The organism is Enterococcus sp. LJL99, assembly GCF_054871725.1.
In genome coordinates, this window is the sequence record NZ_JBTXLT010000028.1 from 1 (window position 1) to 2558 (window position 2558).

The 2558-nt window shown below is 32.8% G+C and carries 2 protein-coding genes; one reads left to right on the top strand and one right to left on the bottom strand.

Going from position 1 to position 2558, the window contains the following annotated elements:
- Positions 1 to 98: 98 nt before the first annotated feature.
- Complete coding sequence (locus ACYSNW_RS18120) at positions 99 to 1103, top strand: IS30 family transposase (RefSeq protein WP_461746923.1); 1005 nt, start codon at positions 99 to 101, stop codon at positions 1101 to 1103.
- A 27-nt stretch (positions 1104 to 1130) separates the two neighbouring features.
- Here ACYSNW_RS18120 and ACYSNW_RS18125 read toward each other — a convergent pair whose 3' ends face one another.
- Positions 1131 to 2429 carry a serine hydrolase domain-containing protein gene (locus tag ACYSNW_RS18125; RefSeq protein ID WP_461746925.1) on the bottom strand — a complete coding sequence of 433 codons (1299 nt, stop codon included), beginning with the start codon at positions 2427 to 2429 and terminating at the stop codon, positions 1131 to 1133.
- Positions 2430 to 2558: the final 129 nt, after the last annotated feature.

Genomic DNA, 2558 nt, shown 5'->3' on the forward strand with positions numbered 1-2558 from the left:
ACTAGAATGTATAATTTAAGTGCAACACTATAAATTGAAGGTGAAAAATCCTGTTATAATGGTGTTGACGAATTATATCAACTAGGAGGTATTTAGCTATGACTTCATACACACACCTTACGATACGTGAGCGAGAAATGATCTTTCTTTATCACGGTTTTGGATTTACTATTCGTAGAATTGGGCGCCTAATCAAAAGAAATCCATCCACTGTTATGAGAGAGCTTAAAAGGAATATTACTAAGTTTAAATCCTATTCGCCTTCCCAAGCGCAAAAATCGTATCATAAGAACAAGCAGAAATGCGGGCGAAAGAGAATCTTGGATAAATCACCGTATAAAGAAACCATTCGTAAACTACTTTTTGAAGAACAGTGGTCTCCAGAACAGATAGCGAATAGAATTAACCTAGAGAGTGATAAATCTATTGTCAGCTACCCTACTATTTATCGTTCTATTTACAATGGTCTATTTGATGAAGGATTTCCTGTAGGTAGTCCTGGGGCACGAAAAATGTTAAGAAGAAAAGGAAGAAAATCAGTGAGTAAACGAATTGGTGATCGTCGTGGACGGTTTACGGATGTGAAAACGATTCACGAACGTCCAGCGAAAGCTGAAACTAGAGAAGAACTTGGGCATTGGGAAGCTGATACTGTGTTGGGACACCGAGGGAAATCATGTCTTGTAACACTCGTTGATCGGAAATCTCGATTTTTGCTAGCGGGTAGAATTCCTAAAAATGATTCAATTTTTGTAAGGGATATGATAGTAAAATTATTATCGCCCTTACAAAAAAAACAACGAAAAACTATTACGCCAGATAGAGGGCCAGAATTTGCCAAATATAAATACTTTAGTAGATTATGCCGTATAGATTGTTACTTTGCAGATCCATGGTCTCCATGGCAACGTGGAACAAATGAGAATACAAATGGGTTAATACGTGAGTATTTACCAAAACGTACGGATATGACACCAGTTTTAGAAGAATATATTAAATCTATTGTAAATAAACTTAACAACAGACCAAGAAAATGCCTAGGATGGAAGACCCCCTTCGAGGTATTTTACGAAAGACAAGTAAAACTAATTCAAGAAAGCTAACCAGAGATTTCTTGAATTATTGGCTTATTACTGATATGGATTTAAGGTGAACTTTTCACCATTCAACATAATATATGTTGGTTTTCTATTTGGCGAGAATACAAGCCTTTCATTTATCTTTTCCGCTTTCAAAACAACATTCTTAACTTCATCATAATAACAATTTAATCTGAATTTATATTGAATGTCGTATCGTTTGGTGCAACATAAAAACAATTGTTCACCTACTAAAGTTACTTCTAAATCCATTTTTTTCGAATTCACAGAGTCAATATAGTGATATCTATTAACTACCCTTAATAAAATTTCTTTTGAAATACTAATTTCTTTTAAAAGAGGTACTGAAAATGCTTTTCCCAATACATGCTCAACTATTTTTTTAGTGATAGTCGTGACAGGAATAATTTCTTGGTTAGAAAGAAAAATTACTATTAAGTCTTCCTCACGACAGAGTTTTATACTTGTTACAAATCCATCTAAATCTCCCTGGTGCTGTAAAATTTTACTTTGTCCAATAGTTGTTATATCCCAACCACATGCGTAAGTTTCTTGGTTTACAGATTCATATACTCGATAGAGTTCTTCAGACAACAGCCTTTTTTCAATAATTGCTTTTCCCCATTTTAATAGATCAGTTGTTGTTGAATACATACCTGCTGCTCCTGTCGGAAATGACATATCAGTTTTAGCAGATTGAATTTCATCAATCCAAAACCCGTAACTTTCGACTAGATTACGAACAATATCAATATTATTCATACAACCACTGTCCTCCATGCCTAAAGGATTCAAAATATATTTTTTTAAAGCAATATCATAGCTTGATTGGGTTACCTCTTCAATAATTTTTGTAATAACTAAATATCCAGTTGATGAATACTCATATGCAGTTCCAGGTGCAAAATTTAGTCCTTCTAAGTAAATGTTATCAATTATATTGCTTATATTATTTGGAATTCTCATATCTTTATCCCAATAATCTAGCTTATTTGCAAAGTCTGGAATTCCAGAAGAACAGGTTAAACAATGATATATTGTAACAGGTTCATATCTATTAAGAAGTGGAAGATATTTTTGTACTGAATCATAGATATTTAGCAAACCTAAATCGTGTAAACGTAAAGTTATCATGGCAGTGAACGCCTTAGTCAAAGATGCGATTTTGAATTTTTTTTCACAGCTATTAACAACATTCATTTCGATATTTGACAAGCCATAACTCTTGTTATGGATGATATTTCCCTTATGCCAAATTAGTAAATTTCCTTGTAAGTAGTTGCTTTCTTCATAGTACTTCATAAATTTATCTAAATATTCATAAGCCACTTGTAGTTTCTCCATTTTCATTTTGTATAGTGAATCCTTCTATTTTCCATTTTATCAAAGAATACAATTAGAAAAAAGAAGGTTTAAGAGAAGCAATTACAAATGTTGCACTTAATTAGACAATTCTAG

What these genes read in the sequence shown, in the direction of transcription:
- ACYSNW_RS18120 (WP_461746923.1), top strand. Translation starts at nt 99, where the DNA reads ATGACTTCATACACACACCTTACGATACGTGAGCGAGAAATGATCTTT.